The following is a 21,678-nucleotide window of genomic DNA, read 5'->3' as shown; positions in this document are numbered from 1 at the left end:
TCGCCGTTGACGGCAGGAGTCGTGCATGGCGCGACGAGGCCATACTTTACCATTCGGGGAGTTTCGGCTAAACGTATGTTTGACTGAACGTTCCGGAAGAACAATGCCGCGGTAACGGGCTTCCCCGGAACAATAGGCCGGAAAGCGCCCGTTCGGGGCCTAAGAGCAGAGGAGCTTCCATACTAATGTCACGAGTGGAGAAAACGGAACGGTTGATCAAATTGCCCCCATACTTATTCAAGGAGTTGGATCGCAAGCGGGAGGAGGTCAGGTCTCGAGGCGTTGATGTGATCGACTTCGGCGTAGGGGATCCGGATTTACCCACACCCGAGCATATTGTCAAGCGGCTGTGCGAAGCCGCTCATGATCCCGCAACGCATAGGTATCCAGCCTATTCCGGGATGAAGCTTTTTAACGAAACCGTGGCCAGGTGGTACGAAAGACGGTTTGGAGTCCAATTGAACGCCAAAGGCGAGGTGGTGACCCTGATTGGCTCGAAAGAGGGCATCGCGCATACGCCGCTGGCATTCGTCAATCCCGGTGACGTCGTGCTGGTGCCGGATCCGGCGTATCCCGTATACAAAATCGCTACCCTTTTCGCAGGGGGAGAGCCCGTCTTTATGCCCCTCCTGGATCGAAACGATTTTCTGCCCGATTTGGGAGCCATCCCCAGCGACGCGGCAAAGCGGGCCAAGTTGATGTTCCTGAACTATCCAAACAATCCGACCGCCGCTACGGCAACCCTGGACTTTTTTGAAGAAGTGGTCTCGTTTGCCAAAGATTACGACCTCATTGTATGCCATGACAACGCCTATTCGGAAATGTGTTTTGACGGATACATCGCACCGAGCTTCCTCCAGGCTGAAGGCGCCAAAGAGGTCGGAATCGAATTTCATTCCCTGTCCAAGACATACAACATGACGGGCTGGAGGTTGGGGTTCGCCGTTGGAATGGCGGACGCCATCGGTGCGCTGGGGACCATTAAATCCAACATTGATTCGGGGGCCTTTGACGCCATTCAGTACGCGGGAATCGCAGCGTTGGATGGGAGCCAGAGCTGCGTGGACGAGATGCGAGCCATCTACCGGGAGCGCCGGGACATTCTGGTGGCGGGCCTTCGGGAGGCCGGCCTTGGCATCGAGCCGCCGAAGGCCACGTTCTACCTTTGGATCAAAACTCCGGAAGGCTTCGGTTCTTCAGAATTCTCGACGTTGCTTCTCGAACAGGCGGGCATTGTAACGACGCCGGGTAATGGGTTCGGCCCGTCCGGAGAAGGCTTTGTTCGAATGGCGCTATGCGTGAATAAGGAGCGAAGCCTGGAAGCCGTCGAGCGCCTCAAGTCCCTGAATCTTGCCGGGCGATCGTGAATCGTGGTGGATCGTCCGGCGTCTGACGTGCGGGAAGGCTTGCTGAAAAAGGCGGAGAGCGCATTTGTGGGGCTCGGTTCCAATGTGGGAGACAGAGTCGCGCGCTGCCGTTCGGCGATCGAGGCGATCGGAGGCATCGAGGGATGTCGGGTGGGGCGGATTTCCAGTTTCTATGAGACCGACCCCGTCGGCTATGAAGATCAGGACCGTTTTGTCAATGCCGTGCTTGAGCTCAAGAGTGTGTTGCCTCCGCTTCAACTATTGGATGAGTTGCTTTCCATTGAAAAAGCGATGGGGAGGACGAGGACCATCCGTTGGGGACCTAGGATCATCGACCTGGATTTGCTCCTGTTCGGAGAGCGGGTGATGTCTCATCCGCGTCTTACTTTGCCGCATCCCCGGATGCACGAGCGTGGATTCGTACTGGCGCCTCTGGCGGAAATCGCGCCCCATGCCGTTCATCCGGTTTTCGAACGTTCCGTAAAGAGCCTTTTGGCTTCCCTTCCCGATGCGGAAAAAGGAATCAATCGATTATGATCAGACTGGTGCTGCTGATAGTGTCGCTGTATGTGTTGTACCGTTTGATCAAGGCAGTGATGAGCGGACCGCGCTTGGAACGTAGCCGTGAGGTAGGAAAGCAAAAGAGGAAAGAACGCATAGAGGATGAAATGGTCAAAGATCCTCAATGCGGAGTATATCTCCCCAAACGAGAAGCTGTTACCGCAAAGGTGGGGGGAAAAAAAATCTACTTCTGCTCTGAAGACTGTAAAGAAACATTTCTCGATGCGCAACGCACTTCGAACTGAGGAGGATCGGATGAAGTTCTTTATCGATACAGCCAACCTGGACGAAATCCGTCAAGCCAACGACATGGGTGTCCTGGACGGCGTTACCACCAATCCATCTTTGGCTTCCAAGGAGGGCATTCCTTTCCTTGATTTGATCCGGGAGATCTGCGGCATTGTGGACGGACCGGTGAACGCCGAAGTAGTCAGCGTAGATGCAAAAGGAATGGTTAAAGAGGCGGAAAAGCTGGCGAAAATACATCAGAATATTGTGGTTAAAATACCGATGCTGACGGAAGGCCTGAAAGCGGTCAAGCAGTTGAAAGCGGCAGGCATTCCCACCAATATGACGCTCGTGTTTTCCCCGCTGCAGGCGCTTCTGGCCGCGAAGGCGGGAGCTGCGTACATCAGTCCCTTTGTGGGTCGTTTGGATGATCTCTCCCACGAGGGAATGGAAGTGGTCGGCCAGATAAAGACAATCTTGGATAACTATGCCTTCGAGGCGGAACTGCTGGTGGCTTCCGTCCGACACCCGTTGCACGTGCTGGAATCCGCACTTATGGGCGCCGACATCTGTACCATGCCGTTCAAGGTCATCAACCAGTTGGCGAAACATCCATTGACGGACATCGGCCTCGAGAAGTTCCTGGAGGACTGGAAAAAGGTCAAGGCGTGATTCATCTCCAGCGTTTATTCACGCCGTCACGGCCATGCTTGCTAAGCCGGATGGGACTCTTGGACGAAACTGTGGCGAATCGTTGGAGTGTTTCCTTCAACCGAGTGATATTCGGCGTGGCTCTTGCACTGAAGACTCGAACGTGACCGCTCGGTGGCGGTCTTCTCGTTACGCGAAACCCGGTCAAACTATACGGTACTTGATTTTCAACAGGCGTTTTCGCTTGCCTGCGTGCGTGTCGATGAACGATAATATCCCTGTGCGGGCGAGGAGGGAACGCTGATTCGATGATCGATCCATTCGCGAAGTTATGAGCAGCTTTCTACACGGGTTACTGAGGGTCCTATTTGCCGGGGGATGCGGCTTTTTGTTGTGGCATTTCTCGATAGCGCCTTTGTTTGCCGAGATCTATTATTACAAGGACCCTGAAGGCCGCCGTTATTTCACCAATGTACCCACGTCCCCCCGATTTCGCCCGTTCCTGGGGATGGGTAAAGAAGCCCTAAAGAATTACGACGGTTTGATTCGCCGATACGCGAAGAAATATGGTTTGGATACCGCTCTGGTGAAAGCCGTCATCAAGGCGGAATCCGAATTCGACCCCAAGGCCGTTTCTTGTGTAGGCGCCGCGGGATTGATGCAACTGATGCCGGGTACGGCCAGCGACATGGATGTCAACGATCCGTTCGAGCCGTCGGAGAACATCGAAGGGGGCTGCAGATATCTCCGGACCCTTCTGGACCGCTTCAGGACCGTTCATCTGGCCTTGGCCGCCTACAACGCCGGCCCTGAAAATGTAAGTAAATACAATGGAATACCTCCCTTCAAGGAAACGCGCGGTTTTGTCACTCGCGTCATGCGGTACTATTCGGAGTTCAACTAGCCCAAGGAGCACCCTTGAGCCTTAGAACCGGGGTTCGAGGTTTGCGCCGCTGAGACAAAGCCACTTATTTGACATACGAACGGTATTAGCCTCGGTGGTTCTGTTTTGAAAACATGATGCGAACTCCTGGAGACGATCGTCTTTCACTGGACCGGGGACGGTGAGGTTGCGGACCGCTGCCATATGTATAGCCATCGTTCTCATATGGGGGATCGTCTCCTGTGACAAGAAGAGAGAACCGGAAGAAACCAAGACCGAACAGAAGACCTTGGGAAGTGAAGACCTCACGACGCTGATCATCCCTCTAATTCCCGCATGGAAGAAAGCAACAGAACATTTTACTCCTTCTCAGGTGCAACTCCTGTGGCCGCCTGATGGCCTGACCGGTGCCGTGCAGCCGCTGGATCTGACCTGGAATCCCGTTTCCCGATCGGTGGCATACCAAGTCCAGGTGGCAGGCGAAGCGGGTTTCGCGGCCCCAACGATCGACCTATCCACGGAGAAAACGGTGCTCTACCTGAAGGGCTCGGGCGGACCGCTGTTCTGGCGAGTCCGCGCCGAAGGGAAAGGGACGGAAGGACCTTGGTCCGAGGTCCGGTCCTTCAGCTTCGGACCGTGAGTTCAAAGGCGGAAGATCGAATTCAGAACGGAAGGCCCAGGTCCGTCTCGTTCAGATATCTATCGCATATAACGGCGGCGCTGGGGGGGTGTTCTTGCCGGAGTGCCGGTGTGCACCTTCCCGTATTGCACGGAACCGGCCTGGACGTACTTGTATGTCAGCGGAAATGCAACCGGAAAAGCGATAGGAATCTCCGAATCGGAAATTTCCACCGGCTTACTGAACGAATCAGCTTCCGTCCATTGTCCGGCCTCGATTCTTACACAACCATTCCGAGCATTCAGGTAAGATCCGGGAATGAATCGGACAAGCGGAGAAGAACCGGAGTGTAGCTTTCCGTCCGGTCCCAGGGCAATTCTATTCATGGGAAGCATCGTGTAGGGTTGCTCTTCGCATCCGTCTTCCTGGAAATAGTAGGGAGAAAAGGCAACATAACCGGTCGTAGCGGAGAGTTCAAAAGACTTCTTGGGCTCAGGAAGGAAGAACGTAAGTCCCGACTGATGTACACCCAGGAATTGCTTATTGGCGTCGTAACACCAAATTTCAGCCAGAGCCGTACTTACGAGAACAGCCGGGAAGATGACGGCCACAAAAAAAAGAGTATGCCTCATCCCGCGACGCTCAATTCGAGGCATTTCACTTCAAAGGATCTGTCATACGGGCTGCAAGCACCAAGCATAGTCCACCTTCCCGGAATAGATTTTCATGCAGGAAAACCGACCACGCCGATACGATCCGACATCGTTGCAAGCCCGGCCGCTGCTTTCAACGTATGCCTTGCCGGGCCGTTTCCCTGCGTCCCTATACGGTACCTGGGAAAAAGCTAAGAATCAACCATTTGGAGAGCATTTGCGCCAAGACCTTGTACGGTCCATGAAAGAAAAGATGCGCCGGAAATGCGATGCGTATTGTCTTTGGCGAAAGGTGTACCGGCGGACCGATATGTTACAAACGTGTAAGTGGGTTGTAATCCAAAGTACAACTCTCGTCAGCGCGCTCCATGTATTTCCTCACATCCGGTCGTATAGGGCACGGGGAAAAGACCCCGGAGAAAGCGGATGCGAAGAGTGTTCTTGGCATGGACCTTGCTTCTTGAGTGATCGGCTATGACGGTACTGAAAGACCGAGAATGCCGACCGGCTAGGAGTTCATCGAAAGGGAATTCGTGATGAGGGGGGGGACGGGATTTAAGTGTCGGCGCCTCTCTGTTTCCCTGAGATGGATTGAGAACTATAAGATCACGGTAGCTAAAGTTTTGGGGGGAGGAAGACGATTACAATCAAAGGCTGTAAGTAGCCCCTTCAGGCAGGGGCGTACAGGGGTGGGTACTTACTGACTTTCACGATCTTCTTTCGACCATCGGCTCTCGTCGGTAAGCGTAAAGCGAAATCAAGGTGCTTGTAAGTATTACAGAACATATAGGGATTTAAGATTAAACTATAGTTTATAGGGGAGGTTTTACAATGTACAGAAAAAAAATCGGAATCGCTCTCTGTTTGATGGCGCTGGCTTCGTTCCTGGTCCCTTCCATGACCAGTGCCGTGGATTCATGGTACGTGTGTTCGGTAGGTTATGTTGGGAAAAATGCGTCAGGAGAACTAAAATTTCGGCTTACCGAAGTTGGTGGGAGGTTTACAAGTCAAATCTGCGGCATAGCCGACGCAACACAGGCCAACCACTATATGGCGATTCTGCTGACCGCACAGGTAACGACCGCTAATGTCGGGGTCTGTACTTCCACTGCGATCCCCGTAGGAGGGCAGTCCGCCACTGTATTGGTAACTTGTGTCTATCTGCAGCAGTAGCGTCAGCGGCAGGAAGCTGAACAGACCATGGAACGTGGCGAATAAGCTTTCCGCTTGTCGCTGGAACTGCCGGACGAAATAGTCGTTTTGAAGAAATGCCAGGGAAGCGAGCTTTGGCGGCAGAGCGGACCTGGGTGCGATTCCAACACGCGGGCGGGCGCAGCAGGAAGGAGTCTCGATTCGAGGCCGAACCGTAGCGGTTATGCGAGATTTTTCAGTGGCCAAAGAGGATCAAAGGGAGCAAGGATGCGCCCGTGCGCCGGTGAATAATACCTAATCCCACGTGCGCCAATTTGGTCAGCCGAATATGAATGTTGGATGCCCTACCGAAGCAAACCGGTCGGGCATTTCTTTTGCTCGCACTTGCAGTCGGAGAGGGATCTTGGGCAGCGATATTTTCCCGTGCTCGAGCGCGTTTATCCGGGGTTCCAAATTGAAAGCACCGGCGTTGAAAAGTTCTTGGAGAATCGAATATTCGTGATGGAAGATACGATTTCACGTTCGATGCATGAGAAAAGGAGGTACAAGGACCGAACCGTGTTCTCGTAACGTTCTTGATCGGATCAGAAAGCCAAAACCCCTTCGTGCCGAACTCCAACGGTATCAATAGCTTCACTTCGAACTTAAGACCAGTTTTCAAACCATCGCTTATGCTTGGCTCTCGGAGTGTTTTTTAGAAAATGATTGAAACGCGAGCGACGAGGGCCTAATATGTTTTGGATTGAGCGCAAGACGACGCCTGTTCATGAGGCTCCCTTGCGAGGCATCGGGTATATCATGGCAATGGGGGGTATACTGATCAAAGTGCGATAGAGGAACCGAAAAGAATACCAGAGGCCCCTTGAGGCGTCCAAAGCGTGACCAAACCTCGAGACGAGAAAGAGGGGTGTGGAAGAACCGGCTACTCATATTTTTAGGCCTGCCATGGATGCGGCCTATTTCGATACCATTAACCAAGCTATTCTCCCTAGAGTTAAGAAAGACGGTAGAGCGCACTTCTACCTCCAAGCACTGGCGACTGCATTTTGAGAATGTTATGATGAGAGGCAGTGGAAGTCGGTCTCATTCGGACTCCTTAACTGAAATGGGGAGCCGGTTTACTTTCAGCACAAACAGTAGAATGCGTGCTTCGCTTTTTGTAGACAGTCACAGAAAGAACGACGGAAGAAAATAGTATGATGTGGAGAAGGCGTTCATTATATTCATGTCCGTCATCTAATCCATTTATTATGTCCGAGCAACCCACCCTCATCTTTTCCTCCTTGTCCCGATTGCCGTAACTTTGATTGGTGCTTACGTAAATCGGCTGGCGTTGATCGCTCTCCATATGAAAGATAAATTAGAGCAACTCCTTAGAAGCGATCGCTCCGATGCAGTACTATTAAGAGGTGCTACCGGTACTTTTCTAATTAATATTGTTGCCGCCGTCGTTGCCTTAGCCCTCCAAATTGTGCTTGCTCGGATGCTGGGCGCCGAAAGCTTCGGTCGGTACGTTTACGTAATGACCGTATTCAACTTCCTGGTTCTTTTTATGACACTGGGACAAGAGAGTACGACCCTTCGCTATCTGCCTCAGTACTTGGGACAAAAGGAGTGGGGGTTGCTTCGAGGCTTTCTTCGGCGGTCCGAGCAGATTGTTCTCGCTGCTACGGCCGCGGTCGGAATAGTGGCGGCAACTGGAATATGGATCTTCCGAGATTGGCTTGGGAGTGAGCTGTCGGATACGTTCATACTGATGTTTGGTTTCTTGCCTATTCTAATCTATCCGCAGATTCAGTCCGCCCAATTGAAAGCAATGAAAAAACCTGTTCTGGCTCAGCTGCAGAACCAGGTTCTTAAGCCTCTAGTTCTGGGTTTGACGCTGTTGGTCATGGTAGTCGTTCTGCACCGGTCTCCCACGGCGCCGAAGGCTATGATGGCGCATATTGTCGCGGCGGTGGCGGCGCTTGTAATGGCGGCCGCCTGTCTCGCCGGCATGAAGAAGAGTTTCCGATCTGCCGATCCGAATTACAGGACAAAAGAGTGGATACAGGTGGGCCTACAGATCGTGTTGATTGCCTGTTTCAATACGGTGCTAAATTATTGTGATACACTCATGATTGGGAGTATAAAGGGCACGACCGATGCGGGCATCTATTCGGCGGCTGTCCGGGCGGCTCACCTGATCGCTTTTGGTTTGGCCGCTGTGAACGTGATTCTTGCTCCGATGATTTCTGAACTGTATTCTCTGAATCGTATGTCGGAATTGCAGGGAACTGCTTGGGGTGCGTTATTGGTATCTTTGCCTGCATTGGTCGTCCTGCTGGTCTTTGGACATTGGGTTCTGACGTTGTTCGGACCAGAGTTCGGCAAAGGGTACTCAGCTCTGGTATGGCTTTCCTTAGGCCAATTCTTTAATGCTTTCTGCGGATCTGTTGGCCTGCTGTTAGTTATGACAGGCAAACAACAATATGTCACGGTTACGGTTGGAGCAAGCGCTTTACTGAATATAGTTCTGAACGCCATACTCATTCCGCCGTACGGCATGGTGGGAGGGGCAATTGCCACCTCCGTGACCATGATGATATGGAATGCGATACTTACTCTGACGGTCTACAGACAGCTAGGTATCAATCCCACGATTTTTGCCCGGCCATGTCGGATTCACAATCGTTGAGAAAGAGAGAAGACTTTCGGCCGCACCATATTGGCCGGAATCCGGGAGTTAAGCTTGACGTCATTGCGGAAGGTCGGATAGGGCATGGGAAAGTCCGACAACAAAGTCACAGTGGCCTATATAGTAGGGGCAGGTCGAAGCGGATCCACCGTTTTGGACACTATTCTTGGAAACCATTCCGAGGTGGAAAGTGTTGGAGAGTTGTGCAATCTGGTGCGTTCCGCTTGGCTCGGACCGGATTATTGCGCCTGTGGAGCACGTGGGTCTGAATGTCCTTTCTGGTCTGAAGTCCGACTGGATTGGATCCGGCGAACGGGCGCCAGTGACTTGAAAGAATTCAAAAAGCTTGAAGACGTTTTCGAACGTTCACGCTTTTTCTCTCGTCTTTTGAGAGGGTCTTTTGCACGGAAAGCTGAGTTCCAAGTCTATTCGAACTACGCGGTTTCTTTATTTCAAGCTATCAGCGAAGTGAGCGGAAAGAGGATTATCGTCGATTCGTCCAAGATTCCGGCTCGAGCTTTCGCGCTCTCTCGGATGCCGGGTGTTGACTTGAAACTGATACATCTTGTCAGGGACCCGAGAGGCCTTGCACGTTCTCTTCAAAAAGCATTTCGAAAAAACCTGCGAAGTGGGGTAGCCAGAGACATGCGCCCTTTTCCGGTCTGGCGTGTGCCGCTTCCCTGGATCCGGGTGAATGTATGTTCATCCTGGCTCGTCAAAAGGGTGGGTCCCGGCAGAGGCCTGACCATCCGGTACGAAGATTTGATGGCCGATCATCGGGGTACGTTGGAGAAGCTCGGAAAACTCATGGGACTCGGCTACGAACCTGTGATCCGCACCATTGACTCGGGCGGTTCGATGAAGGTGGGGCACACCATAGCCGGAAATCGGGTTCGCATGGCGGGTTCGATACGGCTGCAAGCCGACGTGGAATGGGTGCAAAAGTTGTCGGACAGAGAAAAGGCGCTCGTGAGAACGTTGGCCGGATGGCATATGCGGAAGTACGGATACTGAAGTGTCACGAGGTGAGGAGGGCGGTCCGAGTACTCGGCGGATTGCGAGGAGACTCTTTGGTGTACGGGATTCCTTTTCCTTGGGGTTTTAGGATATCGGGTAAGGACGAAAAGACGTGTGCGGGATATTTGCAGTTATAACACCCGGTAAGCCGGTCGATGTCGAGACGTGTTTCAGGTCCGTCAGCCGTCTCTCACATAGAGGTCCCGACGGCTCCGGTATCGTGTTGGGGAGCCTGAGGGAGGGCCGATTTCGCTTCTTCCTGAACCCGACAATGGGTCAACTCACCGGGGAGCATGGGGCTTGCTGGGATGTGTTCTTGGGCCATCGCAGACTGTCCATTATAGACCTGTCCAATAATGCCTACCAGCCAATGGGAAACGAGGACGAGACCATATGGGTGGTCTTCAACGGGGAGATATACAATCATAGTGACTTACGTAGAGAACTGCTCCAATACGGCCACCGTTTCGCCACGGATCATTCGGATACCGAGGTGCTGGTGCATGGATACGAGGAATGGGGATCCGGCATACTGGACAGAATCAGAGGCATGTTTGCTTTTGCCCTACTCGACTATGGAAAAGGCTCTGTTTTGTTGGCCCGCGATCATTTCGGCAAGAAACCGCTATATGTGTATAACGACACGGAGACGATCGCATGGGCATCCGAACTGAAGGCTCTGTCGGCCTCGCGAGGAACGGACAATCAAATCTCCAGCGACGCCTTGTTGGACTTTCTGAGACTGGGATATATCCCGGCGCCAAGAACGATTCATTCCCGCGTGAGCAAGTTGAAAGCCGCCGAGGCCGCGGAGCTGAATCTGGCTTCGCCTTCCGATATGAGGAGGTTCACCTACTGGAATCTCGAATATCGTCCGGAATACCAAGGGGATGAAGATAGGTTCGGCGACGAATTTTCGGCCCGGCTTCGTGAAAGCGTGCGCCTGAGAATGATTTCCGATGTACCGTTAGGGGCCTTTTTATCCGGAGGGATCGATTCTTCGTCTATTGTCAAAGCGATGTCCGGGCTTTCCGATAGGCCGGTGCGAACATTCACGATCGGCTTCAATGAACGTGAGTATGATGAGAGTGTCTATGCAACACGGGTTTCCGAACACTACAAAGCGGAGCACCACTCTCGGACGATCACTCCCCAGCGTCTCCTGGAATACTTACCCAGGCTGTCGGAGATCTTCGATGAACCCTTTGCGGATTCGAGTGCGCTGCCGACTCTGGTGCTTTGCGAGATGACGCGGCAACTCGTTACAGTAGCCTTGACGGGAGACGGAGGTGATGAGTTACTCGCGGGATACACGCGTTATGCGGTCAATCTGACGCTGGGTAGGATCTTCGATAACGTCATCGGTGGTTCACTGTCAAAGTGTCTATCGCCTCTGACTCGCTTTTGGCCGGATCACGTGAAAGGAAAAGGGGTGATTTCGCTCTTTCACCCGGACCCAAGACTACGCTATGAAGAACTGATGGGTTCGCCTTGGCTGGTGAAACATTCTTTACTCAGACCGAGCGATGGACCATTCGACATGAGGTCCATATGGGATTTCAACGCTCCCTCCACCTTGGATCGGATGTGCAAAGCGGACATTCGGTTGTATGTACCCGAGGATCTCATGGTAAAGGTGGATCGGACCTCGATGGCGGTTTCGCTGGAGGCGCGTTGCCCTTTTCTCGACCATGAGCTGTTCGAATTTGTATCGAAGTCGCCAACAACCATGCGATTCAGAGGAGGAAACGGAAAAATTCCCCTTCGACGAGTACTTGCCCGCGATCTCGGAAGATCGTTCGTAGAAAGGCCCAAGAAAGGTTTTGCGGTGCCCTTGGGACACTGGTTCCGCAAAGAATTGCGGGAGGAACTATCGGATATATTGTGTTCTTCATCTTCCTTTGTCTCCACCTTGTTTCCAAATGGATTCCTACCGAGCCTTCTGAAAGCGCATCAGCACGGAAGCCGAAATCTGAGCAACCGTATCTGGCCTTTACTTGTGCTCGAGAAGTGGCATCGAACGTATGGCGGATCACTGTAGTTTCCAATTGGAACTGAAGCACATATAAACGATGACACCGTTTCTATCAGAGCCGACGTATTTCAGCATGACAATCGCCCGAATGGCAGTTTCTTTCCAATTAAGATCAACGTGGGCCCTATGAAAGAATGTTTGTGAGGAAGGACTTGCGATGACGGGGAGGGCCGCATCTCCGAGAATCTGCGCGCCAAAGGGGCCAATGGGATGATAGGCGAAAAAACCAAGGTGTTTCGCGGAGATCTGTATAGCGATCCGGACGATCGATCACCTTCGGTCAAGATCCTTCACGTGTTTGGCCGCATGAACCGGGGGGGCGCGGAGATGCGGACTCTGGAACTCATGAAGATGGTACAACCTTTGGGCCTACAGTTTCACTTCTACGTTTTGTCCGGGCAGCAAGGCGAACTTGATGATAGGATATATCAATTGGGCGGCCTCGTTCACTATCAACGGCTGAACATCATGTTTCCCGTTCGCTTTAAGCGGATTTTGTCGAGGCACAAGTTTGACGTGGTCCACTCGCACGTGTATTACTTCTCGGGCTACGTGTCAAAGTTGGCCGCGGAGGCCAAGATACCGGTCCGCATCGCCCACTTCCGCAGCGTGCGAGACTATCACGGAGAAAGACTGCACAGGAAATTGTACCGGCGCCTGATGAAGCATTGGATAGACCGGTATGCAACTCATATCCTGGCGGTAAGCAAAAGTGCTATGGATGCCTCATGGGGGGAGGATTGGCGGTCGGATCGCCGATGCAGGGTCATCTACAACGGCTTGGATACTGCGTCCTTTACCGGGTCCCGAAATAAATCTGGTGTATTGAGTGAGCTTGCTTTGCCCCTGGACTGCCATTTGATTGCGCACGTCGGAAGAATGAGTCGCCCTAAGAACCACGAGAGGGTGATTAGTATCTTTAGCAAGATTCATTCACTAGAGCCCAAATCGCGCCTGCTTCTGATCGGCCGGAGTGACAACGACATTGAGGTCCGGCTTAGAAAACGTGTGAATCAGCTTGGACTTGCGTCTCGGGTAGTGTTCTTGGGCGAGCGAATGGACGTTCCACGTTTGCTAAAAGCTGCAGACCTCATGATTCTTCCCTCGCTTTGGGAAGGCCTTCCAGGCGTGTGTCTCGAGGCCTGCGCGGCGGGAACGCCCGTTCTTGCGAGCGATCTTCCGGGTGTTCGCGAAATTGCGGATCACCTTCAAGATATACACTACCTCGGATTGGAGGAGGATGATTCGGTCTGGGCGTCGCTTGCCAAGAGGTTGCTCGGCGAACATCAGGTCAGAAGAAGCACCGACGCGGCGGTTCGTGAATTCTCCAAGAGCGTATTTTCCCTTGAGAACTGCATGAGAGCGCACCTAGAAGTTTGGAAGGCAAATTCCAAGTAATGAGTGCTTCCATGTATAGAAAAGCCGGAGAGATCGCCCTGATATTGGCATTTTCGGCTTCGGCCGGCTCGTTTTTCCTCGTTTGGTTATTTCGAGCGTATTGGGACACGCCGCTCCGTTTCATCAGTTACGCGTTATACGCGCCCGCAGTGTTGTTAGGTTGCTGGAGTTACCTGCGGGTTAAGTCCTTTGCAAGGGCATGGCCGGTGGTTGGATGCGTTTTATGGCCGCTTCTCGCTATCTTATGGACAGATCCAACGGAAACGGGGAGGGCCATGATCCTCTTTTTCCATATGGCTTGCGTGCTGCCAATCGCTTCCCTGATCGTCGAACTAGACTACTCGAGGCAATGTGCGTATGCGCTCGTTGTACTAAGTACTGCGGCGCTCGCTTTTCTCTGTTTCTTACACTACGGTGATACAATCAATCTGGTCAAATTCAACGTGGGTTACCTGAGAGACGAGATGGGAGGGAGGGATTTGGCGAACCCCAACGCCGTTGGGAGCCAAATGGGACTTGCCGTATTGCTTTCTCTTAGCTTCTGTTTCGGGCAGTTCAGGAACAAAGACAAGACTTGGTTGAGATCTAGGGCCAAGAGTCTAGTCTGGGCGCTGGTGATTCTATTCCTCGTTCTCGGAGCCATTCTGACGCGATCGAGAGAGGCCTTTGTGCTGGTTCTTCTGCCGTCTTATTTGATCGTCTTCCATTCTCGAAGGCACAGTAGACGTAAGGTTGCCGCGGTCTTCTTGTTGATACTCACAGGGGCGATTATTCCGTTCACGGCATTAGGGGATGCTTTCGTTGACCTTGGCAGGCGGTTCGCGAACGTCGAGGAACTGGTAACACTGAGCGATCGAACCGATATTTGGAGATTTGGAGCAGATGTACTGCAGACCGGGCCTAAGAACCTGCTCATCGGCGCGGGAACAGGGTCGGCCGATAAGGCGCTCGGTGCTCAAGGATACTATTTCGCAGGTAGTAAATTGGGCGATGATGGAATTGTCCGTTTGAATGCACATAACACTTACGTTGAATGGCTCGTATCATTCGGTTTTGTGGGATTCGCTCTGGGTATGAGTCTCTTGTTTGCGGTGGTGAAGAGGGCCTGGAAGTGGGACAAAAGGCAGGGAACCATGTTCAGGAGAGCGCTGGTGCTCTTCTGCGTCCTAAGTGCTGCCGCCTCCGTCACTTATCGATCTTTCTTATGGCCGGCCTTGGGCAGCCTGATATTGGCTGTGCTGACCGACACGGGGCTGCGACACCCCCATGCTCAAGATCGGCTCACCCCAAGCCTCGACGGACGGCCCCCCGCTTCCACGGGATGACGTTATGGATCTTGCGGTCACCACGGAATATCGTTTTCGACGCACACCCGACGGCCGAGTGTGGACAGCGGCGAATTTTGACCACGGGTTTTGGTCTCGCTACCTGGAAGTGTTTGAACGGGTTCGAGTGGTAGCGAGGATTGAAGAGGTTTTGACCGTTTCGGAAAACTGTAAGGAGTCTACGGGCGAGCACGTTGCCTTCACTCCATTGCCTTATTACAAAGGGTCGAAAGCCTTTGTGCGACGCTATCCGGAGCTGAGAAAAAGGATTAAAGAAGTAGCCGAATCGCGGGACGCCTTCATCCTGAGAGTGCCGTCCACTTTGGCCGGTAGGCTGGCAGTTAGGCTTAAACGGTCCGGACACCCCTATGGCGCTGAGGTCGTGGGGGATCCACATGGAGTTTTTTCGCCCGGAGCTGTTAATCATCCATTGCGCTCGTTCCTCCGAAGGTGGTTCGGGAGGGAAATGGCCGTACTGATCCGAGGCGCCTGCTCGACGGCCTATGTTACAAGGAACGCACTACAGCGCAGGTACCCCTCGAGCCCAAACGTATTCACCACTCATTTTTCCAGTATTGTTTTGAAGGACAGGGACCTGGCCACAGAGATCCGGTCGCGGAAAGAAGCGAAACAACGGTATCGACTCATAAGTGTGGGGTCCCTCGAACAGCCTTACAAAGGAATGGATGTGCTGATCGATGCCGTGGTCGTGTGTGCGCGATCGGGGTTGGATTTGGAGCTGAAGCTCGTGGGAGACGGCAGATATCGGAACATGTTGGAGGACAGAGTGTCTGCCAAAGGCTTGAAGAGCGTCGTTGAGTTCACGGGCGAGCTGCCCGGTAGTTGCGCCGTTCGAGAACAATTGGATCGAGCGGACCTATTCGTCATGGCTTCCCGTACGGAGGGATTGCCACAGGCCATGATCGAAGCGATGGCCAGAGGCTTGCCCTGCATTGGGACCAATGTGGGCGGCATACCTGAATTACTTCCGAAAGAAGCCTTGGTCCCTCCAGGTGAAGTCGGGGCTCTGGCGACCAAGATCCGGGAAATGATAACCGATCCTCAACGAATGCGTAACGAGTCCAGGCGAAATCTGGAAGAGGCAAGGCAATATCGGGAAACATTGCTTCGCGCGAGAAGGGTGGAATTCTACGACCACGTCATGCGGCAGAATGAGCAATGGCTCCGGACAACAAGGCGGGACATACGGAGGGACGTTCGATCTGCGTGACCACGTATTCATCTGTGGCGGGCGGGAATATAGACGCCGTGTTTTTGAACGTCAAGTTCAGGGCGCGAAAAGCCGAAGAGGCTATGTATTCCATAGGTCGCCCCGCGCTTCAGGGTTCACCCTCAATCGGGGAATCGCATAAGTGAAGATTCTCCACTTGTTGAAGACTTCACTGGGCGCAGCTTGGGCTTTGCGTCAAATGAGGGAGTTGGTGCGCCTTGGGGTTGAAGTCCACGTTGCCTTACCGGGTGGTGGGCCGCTGATTGACAAGTGTCAAGAGAGTGGAATACACACGCATGTGGATCAGTTTGATTTCCCGGTAGGTCGTCCCTGGAGGCTGGCGCCGAAAATCCGCAGCCTTCGCCGTCTTGTAAAGGAGATAGCGCCCGACCTGATTCACAGCCACTTCGTTGGAACCACCCTTACGATGCGGACGGCTCTGAGGGGGTACTCCGGCGTTCCTCGGGTGTTCCAGGTCCCAGGTCCCCTGCACCTCGAATATCCTTTTTTTAGTCACGCGGAAATGGCATTGGCGGACCGGAGGGATTATTGGATTGCCTCCTGCCGGTGGACCCGGAATCGATACCTCGAACTAGGCATCCCGCGGGATCGTGTTTTCCTCTCATACTATGGCGTTGATCTGAATCAATTCACAACCGGGAACCGCGGGACTCTTCGCGCTGAACTGGGGCTCGCATCCGATACGAAAATGGTAGGCATGGTGGCCTTCATGTATGCGCCGAAAAGGTACCTGGGACAAACCCGGGGGCTTAAGGGCCACGAGGATTTGATCGACGCCATCCGTATCTGCCTCGATCGGGGCGTCAGGCTCACGGGGATATTTGTCGGAGGCCCATGGAACAACTGCATCGAATACGAAGGCAAATTAAGACGATATGCGGAACTGAAGTGCGGGGATTATGTCCGTTTCCTTGGGACTCGTTCGGATATCGCAAATCTCTATTCGGGCATGGACCTTGCCGTACATCCGTCCCATTCGGAAAACGTGGGAGGCGCCCTGGAGTCTCTGCTCATGGGAGTTCCGACCATAGCCGCTAATGTGGGCGGAATTCCCGACCTGGTCTCTCATGGCGAAACCGGTTGGCTTGTTCCCGCGAAAAACCCGCCGAAACTTGCAGCGACTATTGGATACGCATTGGAACACCTTGAAGCCGGTAAGGAGATGGCCCTGGTCGGGAGAGAACGAGCCATGAAGCTTTTTGATGCAGAGCGGACTTCAAAGGAAATATACGATATCTACACGCGTATTTTAAAGTACTCTTAACCTGCTCAATTTCATCTGCAGTCAGGAAAAGGGGCACGGATCAAGGAATTACGGCTTTGCATCGATCCCCGCCAGATAGGACGCAGATCGTTAAGCGTCTCCTCGACATCCTGTCCGGAGTGGCGTGTCTCGTGGCCGTTGCGCCTTTTTTGTGCATCATCTACCTGTCCATTCGGACAAGCATGGGGTCTCCGGCGCTGTTTCGGCAAATCCGAGCAGGATTGCATGGCAGGCCGTTCATGATGTATAAGTTTCGAACCATGCTGGAGTTGCGGGATCCCCAAGGCCGGTTGCTTCCGGATGGAGCGCGCCTGACCTCTTTGGGGCGTGTTTTGCGACGGACCAGTCTGGACGAGCTTCCCGAGTTGTTTAACGTTCTTAAGGGGGACATGAGTCTGGTGGGGCCGCGTCCACTCCTTACTGAATATTTGGGGCGATACTCGCCGACAGAGGCTCGGCGACATGAGGTCAGACCGGGGATTACCGGATGGGCTCAGGTAAACGGCAGAAATGCCATTTCCTGGGAGGATAAATTCAAATTGGATGTTTGGTACGTAGAACATTTTAGCTTGGCCCTTGATCTCAAGATACTTTGGATGACGTTTGTCGGCGTTGTCAGTCAGGAAGGAATCAACGCTGAAGGGCACGTTACTATGCCTGTTTTTCTGGGGTCCCAAGGCAGGGAAGGGTCCGAGCACTAATGGATAAATCAGTAATTGTGGTCGGAGCCGGCGGACATGCCAAAGTAGTCATAAGCACTCTTAGAGAGGCGGGATATACAGTGCCGGCGGCCTATGACGACGACGAGGCCAAATGGGGTAAGGATGTTTTAGGAGTCCCGATCTTGGGCCCTATTCGCTGTCTCGAGACTGCAACCAATAACCTGCGAGCAGTGATCGCCGTAGGCGAAAACCTTTTGCGAAAGACGATCTCGAAGCGACTGTTTCTTAATTGGGTATCCGTAATTCATCCCAAAGCCTATGTTCATGAATCTGCAAATCTTGGGGCAGGTACCGTCGTATTTGCGGGTGCGGTAATACAGCCCGAGGCAGACATTGGCGAGCATGTGATCGTCAACACGGGAGCGACGATTGATCACGATTGCAGGATCGGTTCGTATGCGCATTTGGGCCCCGGGGCGCACTTGTCGGGCGGAGTCGAAATAGGCGAAGGTGTGCTGCTGGGTATTTCCAGCGCGGTGCTTCCGGGTATGCGGGTCGGCCAATGGAGCGTGGTTGGGGGTGGTGGGGTTGTGATACGGAATGTCCCTTCGAATGTCAAGGTGGCGGGTGTTCCTGCCGAGGAGACCAAATCAACATTATGACCAATTCAATCTCCATGTCCTCCCCGGACATGAACGAAGAGGATTTGAAGGCCGTTCGGGATGTACTGATGAGCGGGCGTCTTGCCTTGGGCAACAGGGTGAAGACCTTCGAAGCATTAACGGCCCGGTACGTGGGCGTTGGTCATGCGGTGGCCGTCAGCTCCGGCACCTCGGCGTTGCATCTGATCGTCAGATGTCTGGGAATCGGTCCCGGCGACGAAGTGCTCGTCCCTTCGTTCACGTTTGCGGCCAGCGTTAACGCCATTCTGTACGAAGGAGCCATGCCTGTCTTCGTCGACATCGATCCGGATACCTACAACGTGCACCCCGAGTGTCTCGTAGATCGCATCAGTTCTCGAACCAAGGCGGTCATGGTGGTGGATGTTTTCGGACATCCGGCGGAATGGGATGACATACTTCGTGTGGCTGAAAAACATGAGTTGAAAGTCATAGACGACAGTTGCGAAGCTCTGGGATCCGAATATAAAGGCCGCAAGGTCGGCTGTTTCGGCGACGCGGCGGCATTCGCTTTTTATCCCAACAAACAGATCACCACGGGCGAAGGGGGTATGATCGTAACCGACAATGCGGACATCGCTCGTTTGGCCCGGAGTCTGCACAATCAAGGTCGTGGAGAAATGGGTGCGTGGCTTGAACACGTGCACCTTGGCTACAATTACCGGATGGACGAGATGTCGGCCGCGCTGGGAGCTTCACAGATGAGCCGTGTGGAAGAGTTCATCAGAAAACGGCAACGGGTCGCAGGCTTTTATACGGAGCGTCTTTCAGGAAAGGCCTGGGTTCGCCCTCCCGTGGTCAGGCCCCACGTCCGGATGAGTTGGTTTGTTTACGTGGCTACCTTGGCCGAAGGCATTAACAGGGATGGGGTGATGGAGGCAATGGAGTCAGCGGGGATTCCGGTCAGAAATTACTTTCCTCCCGTGCACTTGCAGCCCTATATCCGCCAACGTTTTGGATACGCGGGTGGCGAGTTACCCGTCACGGAGTCCGTGGCACGCAGGACAGTTGCTTTGCCTTTTCACAACAACCTTTCGGAAGTTGAAGTGGAAACGGTAGTTGACACACTTGAAAAAGCCGTAATGCAGCATTCGCATTAAGACGTGGGCCGCGTTTGTGGTCATCGATTCTCGATTGGGAATGCTTTGCTCGTCAGGATTGCATCACTTTGAAAACCACTAAAAAAACAGAACGGATCTGGGCGCGGGTTAGCAGTCCGCAGTTATTGCGCACCATTTCCATGTTGACTTTGGACTCGGCGATCGCGGCGTTCAGTTTATGGATGGCCTATCAGCTTCGATTTGAGGCGCAGGTCCCCTTGCGATTCGCGTCATTAATCCCTCAGCTGGCAGTGTTGTTGGTGGCGTCGAGATTGTCGGCTAATTTCATGTTCAATCTGCATCGATGGTCCTTCAAGCTGTCAGGCCTCTACGACGCCATACGGATCGGTGTGGCCGGCCTGTTGGGTTCGGGCATTTTCATGATATGCCTCTATTTTCTTCGCATCGAACTCACTTCTTTCGCTTCCGGTCCTCCCCGTTCCGTGCTCGTGATGGAATTTTTCATCACCACCACACTCATGGGAGCCATACGTTTTTCGCCCCGGCTGGCGAAAATGTACCGAGTCGAGCAGGCCTTGGCTCGGAACAGCAGTCTCGAGCGAACTTTAATTGTCGGCGCCGGCGCCACGGGGGAGCAACTTCTGCGTGACCTGCTGCGCTCTGACGCCCATTACTATAAAGTCGTCGGATTCGTGGACGACGATCGAAGGAAGCAGGGCACGTATTTGAGCGGAAGGCCGGTGCTCGGCCTGATAGCTGATCTGCCTGCCATCGTAAAACGTCACGAAGTGGGTACGATCCTGATTGCCATGCCGCGAGTTCCGGCCAAGCGGATCCGAGAGATCCTGGCTACGTGCTCGGAACTGAAACTTCGTTTCAAGATTCTCCCGGTGTCATATGTCTACCTCCAAGATCATTCATCCCGGCCTGCACTGACGGATCTGTCGCCGGAGGATTTGCTTCCGCGTCAGGAGGTAGATCTTAAAGAAAGCAGTATCGGTGAGGCGATTGAAGGCAGGTGCGTTATGGTTACGGGCGCGGGAGGATCCATCGGAGGCGAGATCTGCAGGCAGCTTCTCAAAAACCGCGTCAAAACGCTTTTCATGCTGGATACGAATGAAAACGAGCTGTATTTGAGATCACGCTCCTTTCAGGGGGAGTTTCCAAGCTCCCGCATCGTGACGTCCGTTGCAGACGTTCGGGGCCTTCGTCGGGTCGAAAGATTATTCTCGGAATTCCGACCTCAAGATGTGTTTCACGCCGCGGCTCATAAACATGTCCCACTCATGGAAGCGGCCCCAGACGAGGCGGTGACCAACAATGTACTGGGAACGTATAACGTGGCCCGGATGGCGCACGAGTATGGAGCCCAACGATTTGTTTTTATCTCTACGGACAAGGCCGTGAAACCATCCAGTGTGATGGGCGCCACCAAGCGGATCGGCGAAATGGTGGTTCGCACCATAGGCAAGCATTCCGACACGAAATTCTCGGTCGTGCGCTTTGGCAACGTGTTGGGTTCAGCCGGTTCCGTGGTTCCTCTCTTTCGCCAACAGATCGCAGCCGGCGGCCCTGTAACCGTCACGGATCCGGAAGTGAGGCGGTATTTCATGACCATCGGGGAAGCCGTAGGCTTAGTGTTGCAAGCGGCGTACCGGGATTTCGGGGAACTATGCATTTTGGACATGGGCGAGCAGATTCGCATCCTGGACCTGGCTCGCCATATGATTACGATGGCAGGGTTTGTACCCGAAAAAGACGTGCCCATTGCATTCACCGGGCTACGGCCCGGGGAAAAGCTGTACGAACAACTGATGACCGAGGAAGAAGAGAGCACCTACCGGGTCGATTCCAAAATTTTCGTGGCATGCAGTCCCGAGCCTCCCGCTGATTTTGTGGAAGTTATAGAGGAACTCATTGCCGTTGCGGAACGGGGAGAAGACGAGGAAGTGCTGGCCCTGCTAAAGAAGTTGGTTCCGAGCTACTCGCCGGGAGGAGAAGGGACGCCGGCGACACGGGATGATCCTATCTGAAAGCGGGCGTTGGATATGAATGACGCCGGCGTCCGTCTATCGGCTCTGAGTGGGTGTTACGTTTCCAAGCGCTTGGTATACCGTCATTTTTTAAGGTTATGACGTGAAGTTGAATGCGGTACGCATTCCAACATGTCTTGATGATCTGCAGGCCGTGTTT

At 53.4% G+C, this 21,678-nt stretch carries 19 protein-coding genes; 18 read left to right on the top strand and 1 reads right to left on the bottom strand.

Annotated elements, in window-relative coordinates:
• Nucleotides 1–185 precede the first annotated feature (185 nt).
• The 6 genes from HY788_02895 to HY788_02870 all read left to right on the top strand — a co-directional run bounded on the left by HY788_02895 (nt 186) and on the right by HY788_02870 (nt 4,330).
• A complete protein-coding gene (locus tag HY788_02895; GenBank protein ID MBI4773123.1) occupies nt 186–1,367 on the top strand; it encodes an LL-diaminopimelate aminotransferase in 1,182 nt (393 codons plus the stop codon).
• A gap of 39 nt (nt 1,368–1,406) precedes the next feature.
• On the top strand, nt 1,407–1,904 hold the full coding sequence (gene folK / locus HY788_02890; GenBank protein ID MBI4773122.1) for a 2-amino-4-hydroxy-6-hydroxymethyldihydropteridine diphosphokinase: 498 nt from the start codon (nt 1,407–1,409) through the stop codon (nt 1,902–1,904).
• Nucleotides 1,901–2,173, top strand: a complete 273-nt coding sequence (locus HY788_02885) for a YHS domain-containing protein (protein MBI4773121.1) — start codon at nt 1,901–1,903, stop codon at nt 2,171–2,173. The genes folK and HY788_02885 overlap by 4 nt, the downstream gene beginning before the upstream one ends.
• Nucleotides 2,174–2,183: 10 nt before the next feature.
• Complete coding sequence (gene fsa / locus HY788_02880; GenBank protein ID MBI4773120.1) at nt 2,184–2,828, top strand: fructose-6-phosphate aldolase; 645 nt, start codon at nt 2,184–2,186, stop codon at nt 2,826–2,828.
• A gap of 310 nt (nt 2,829–3,138) precedes the next feature.
• Complete coding sequence (locus HY788_02875) at nt 3,139–3,711, top strand: lytic transglycosylase domain-containing protein (GenBank protein MBI4773119.1); 573 nt, start codon at nt 3,139–3,141, stop codon at nt 3,709–3,711.
• Between the two features lie 166 nt (nt 3,712–3,877).
• On the top strand, nt 3,878–4,330 hold the full coding sequence (locus HY788_02870) for a hypothetical protein (protein ID MBI4773118.1): 453 nt from the start codon (nt 3,878–3,880) through the stop codon (nt 4,328–4,330).
• Between the two features lie 59 nt (nt 4,331–4,389).
• Here the strand turns inward: HY788_02870 and HY788_02865 are convergent, their stop codons facing one another.
• Nucleotides 4,390–4,941 carry a hypothetical protein gene (locus tag HY788_02865; protein ID MBI4773117.1) on the bottom strand — a complete coding sequence of 184 codons (552 nt, stop codon included), beginning with the start codon at nt 4,939–4,941 and terminating at the stop codon, nt 4,390–4,392.
• Between the two features lie 852 nt (nt 4,942–5,793).
• Here HY788_02865 and HY788_02860 point away from each other — a divergent pair.
• The 12 genes from HY788_02860 (at nt 5,794) to HY788_02805 (ending at nt 21,518) form a co-directional block, all read left to right on the top strand.
• On the top strand, nt 5,794–6,135 hold the full coding sequence (locus HY788_02860) for a hypothetical protein (GenBank protein MBI4773116.1): 342 nt from the start codon (nt 5,794–5,796) through the stop codon (nt 6,133–6,135).
• Nucleotides 6,136–7,462: 1,327 nt separating this feature from the next.
• The gene (locus HY788_02855; protein ID MBI4773115.1) at nt 7,463–8,791 is read left to right on the top strand and encodes a flippase; all 1,329 of its coding nucleotides are present in this window, start codon (nt 7,463–7,465) and stop codon (nt 8,789–8,791) included.
• Nucleotides 8,792–8,875: 84 nt separating this feature from the next.
• A complete protein-coding gene (locus HY788_02850) occupies nt 8,876–9,805 on the top strand; it encodes a sulfotransferase (protein MBI4773114.1) in 930 nt (309 codons plus the stop codon).
• Between the two features lie 115 nt (nt 9,806–9,920).
• Nucleotides 9,921–11,849, top strand: a complete 1,929-nt coding sequence (gene asnB / locus HY788_02845) for an asparagine synthase (glutamine-hydrolyzing) (GenBank protein ID MBI4773113.1) — start codon at nt 9,921–9,923, stop codon at nt 11,847–11,849.
• Between the two features lie 204 nt (nt 11,850–12,053).
• Nucleotides 12,054–13,241, top strand: coding sequence for a glycosyltransferase (locus HY788_02840; GenBank protein ID MBI4773112.1), 1,188 nt, complete (start codon nt 12,054–12,056; stop codon nt 13,239–13,241).
• A gap of 275 nt (nt 13,242–13,516) precedes the next feature.
• A complete protein-coding gene (locus HY788_02835; GenBank protein ID MBI4773111.1) occupies nt 13,517–14,566 on the top strand; it encodes an O-antigen ligase family protein in 1,050 nt (349 codons plus the stop codon).
• Nucleotides 14,567–14,570: 4 nt separating this feature from the next.
• Nucleotides 14,571–15,797 carry a glycosyltransferase family 4 protein gene (locus HY788_02830; protein ID MBI4773110.1) on the top strand — a complete coding sequence of 409 codons (1,227 nt, stop codon included), beginning with the start codon at nt 14,571–14,573 and terminating at the stop codon, nt 15,795–15,797.
• A gap of 142 nt (nt 15,798–15,939) precedes the next feature.
• Nucleotides 15,940–17,082: a glycosyltransferase family 4 protein gene (locus HY788_02825; GenBank protein ID MBI4773109.1), complete on the top strand. Its 1,143-nt coding sequence runs from the start codon at nt 15,940–15,942 to the stop codon at nt 17,080–17,082.
• 86 nt (nt 17,083–17,168) lie between these two features.
• Nucleotides 17,169–17,783 (top strand): sugar transferase, encoded by a 615-nt coding sequence (locus HY788_02820; GenBank protein MBI4773108.1) that lies wholly within the window; start codon nt 17,169–17,171, stop codon nt 17,781–17,783.
• The gene (locus tag HY788_02815; GenBank protein ID MBI4773107.1) at nt 17,783–18,406 is read left to right on the top strand and encodes an acetyltransferase; all 624 of its coding nucleotides are present in this window, start codon (nt 17,783–17,785) and stop codon (nt 18,404–18,406) included. Before HY788_02820 ends, HY788_02815 begins: the two co-directional genes overlap by 1 nt.
• A 14-nt stretch (nt 18,407–18,420) precedes the next feature.
• A complete protein-coding gene (locus HY788_02810; protein ID MBI4773106.1) occupies nt 18,421–19,524 on the top strand; it encodes a DegT/DnrJ/EryC1/StrS family aminotransferase in 1,104 nt (367 codons plus the stop codon).
• 68 nt (nt 19,525–19,592) lie between these two features.
• On the top strand, nt 19,593–21,518 hold the full coding sequence (locus tag HY788_02805; protein ID MBI4773105.1) for a polysaccharide biosynthesis protein: 1,926 nt from the start codon (nt 19,593–19,595) through the stop codon (nt 21,516–21,518).
• Nucleotides 21,519–21,678 lie beyond the last annotated feature (160 nt).

The sequence above is a fragment of the Deltaproteobacteria bacterium genome (assembly GCA_016208165.1).
Taxonomy (GTDB): domain Bacteria; phylum Desulfobacterota; class Desulfarculia; order JACQYL01; family JACQYL01; genus JACQYL01.
Note: the sequence above shows the minus strand (reverse complement) of the source record. Positions and strands in the feature narration are given on the sequence as shown.

Bases quoted from the DNA above. Each gene is read 5' to 3' on its own strand.
- HY788_02885 (MBI4773121.1), top strand. From the start codon at position 1,901: ATGATCAGACTGGTGCTGCTGATAGTGTCGCTGTATGTGTTGTACCGT.
- HY788_02840 (MBI4773112.1), top strand. From the start codon at position 12,054: ATGATAGGCGAAAAAACCAAGGTGTTTCGCGGAGATCTGTATAGCGAT.
- HY788_02855 (MBI4773115.1), top strand. From the start codon at position 7,463: ATGAAAGATAAATTAGAGCAACTCCTTAGAAGCGATCGCTCCGATGCA.
- HY788_02860 (MBI4773116.1), top strand. From the start codon at position 5,794: ATGTACAGAAAAAAAATCGGAATCGCTCTCTGTTTGATGGCGCTGGCT.
- HY788_02815 (MBI4773107.1), top strand. From the start codon at position 17,783: ATGGATAAATCAGTAATTGTGGTCGGAGCCGGCGGACATGCCAAAGTA.
- HY788_02895 (MBI4773123.1), top strand. From the start codon at position 186: ATGTCACGAGTGGAGAAAACGGAACGGTTGATCAAATTGCCCCCATAC.
- HY788_02875 (MBI4773119.1), top strand. From the start codon at position 3,139: ATGAGCAGCTTTCTACACGGGTTACTGAGGGTCCTATTTGCCGGGGGA.
- HY788_02830 (MBI4773110.1), top strand. From the start codon at position 14,571: ATGGATCTTGCGGTCACCACGGAATATCGTTTTCGACGCACACCCGAC.
- fsa (MBI4773120.1), top strand. From the start codon at position 2,184: ATGAAGTTCTTTATCGATACAGCCAACCTGGACGAAATCCGTCAAGCC.
- HY788_02865 (MBI4773117.1), bottom strand. From the start codon at position 4,941: ATGAGGCATACTCTTTTTTTTGTGGCCGTCATCTTCCCGGCTGTTCTC.
- HY788_02810 (MBI4773106.1), top strand. From the start codon at position 18,421: ATGTCCTCCCCGGACATGAACGAAGAGGATTTGAAGGCCGTTCGGGAT.
- HY788_02850 (MBI4773114.1), top strand. From the start codon at position 8,876: ATGGGAAAGTCCGACAACAAAGTCACAGTGGCCTATATAGTAGGGGCA.
- HY788_02835 (MBI4773111.1), top strand. From the start codon at position 13,517: ATGATCCTCTTTTTCCATATGGCTTGCGTGCTGCCAATCGCTTCCCTG.